Source organism: Xenorhabdus sp. PB30.3 (assembly GCF_963895965.1).
Classification (GTDB): domain Bacteria; phylum Pseudomonadota; class Gammaproteobacteria; order Enterobacterales; family Enterobacteriaceae; genus Xenorhabdus; species Xenorhabdus stockiae.
Genome location: NZ_CAWQMW010000107.1, coordinates 1 through 1,189, shown reverse-complemented (window position 1 = coordinate 1,189; position 1,189 = coordinate 1). Strand labels below are relative to the sequence as shown.

Annotated in this window: 2 protein-coding genes; one reads left to right on the top strand and one right to left on the bottom strand. The window is 38.9% G+C overall.

Features of this window, described 5'->3' with window-relative positions:
* Positions 1 to 215 precede the first annotated feature (215 nt).
* The gene (locus AACX38_RS06660) at positions 216 to 542 is read left to right on the top strand and encodes an ASCH domain-containing protein (RefSeq protein WP_228865910.1); all 327 of its coding nucleotides are present in this window, start codon (positions 216 to 218) and stop codon (positions 540 to 542) included.
* A 131-nt stretch (positions 543 to 673) separates the two neighbouring features.
* On the opposite strand, the gene AACX38_RS06655 is transcribed toward AACX38_RS06660, so the two are convergent.
* The gene (locus AACX38_RS06655; protein ID WP_228865909.1) at positions 674 to 1,060 is read right to left on the bottom strand and encodes a plasmid replication initiator TrfA; all 387 of its coding nucleotides are present in this window, start codon (positions 1,058 to 1,060) and stop codon (positions 674 to 676) included.
* Between the last annotated feature and the right edge of the window lie 129 nt (positions 1,061 to 1,189).

Here is a 1,189-nt window from a genome sequence, read left to right as displayed (position 1 = left end):
TATCTGCCGTTTTTTGGACAATTTTTCTCATTTGACGCCGCTCATTGCGCGGAATTGGTGGTACGATGGCCATAACTCAGTCCTTCCTTTTTGTGTTTTTTTGGTTTTGCGGTTAAAAAGTTCGCAAAAATAGGACTGAGTTTCTTTGATTCGCCTACCATTTTGAAAAGCTATTTAGTTGGTCATTTGGCGATTCACCTGAATTAGCTGATGAACTGGCAAATCTTGTGGTATCTGGTAAAAAAATAGCAACTTGCAGCGCTTTAGAAACATGTAAAAGAGAAAATAACCTACCGACTATTGGCGCTTACAGCATCATCAAAGACGGCAGAGAAAGGCCTGTCTGTGTTATAAGAACTACTGTAATTCACCTCGTTAGTTTTACTGATGTAACAGAAGAAATGGCAAAAAAAGAGGGTGAAGGAGACTTAAGTCTTTCGTACTGGAAGAAAGAACATAAAAATTTTTTCGAGAGAGAAGGTACTTATTCTGAAAACATGGAATTGGTCTTTGAACAGTTTGAACTCATCGAAACAGTGTGAACGGTACAATCACTTGTAATTAGCGTAACAACCTGAAAGCCGCCCATAACTGTTTCCTACTGTAACTCGTGTATTTTAATTGCTACCAAAACGCCCCAGTTTAGAGCGTTATGTCTAAGGTCTTTGTGGTGTTACTTACGGAAAATTCGATCTGAATCTTTGTCGATGTATGCATCCACAATCCCTGTGGCCTTTAGTAATTTTAGTGAAATTTTTAATTTTTGTCGGAATGTTTTTAAATCAATAGCTTTTGATCCACAGTTACGCATCACTGTTTCTACAGATACTGCATACTTGTTGTTTGCTTTATGGCTGGAGAAATATAACTGAAGCCATTTGGCTATGTGGTTGTTCATCAGTGCTTGTCTACGCTTTAACTCAATTCTGGCAAAACCAGAAGAGGAAAAGAACTTCACTAATTCTATTGGTAGACGATAATGCCAAAATCGCGCCATTACTCCATTCATGTCTTTATATTCAAACGAATCAACTAAGTTGAAATTAAAACGATGCTGCACTAGCTCAACTCCATCACGCCTAGTACTACAGTCGTAACTGTTCCATGATCAGATATTCCTCTCGGCGGCGATAATGGCATTGTTGGGCGCGATACTGATGTCGTCGCCGCCAGTCTGACCAAAATAAAA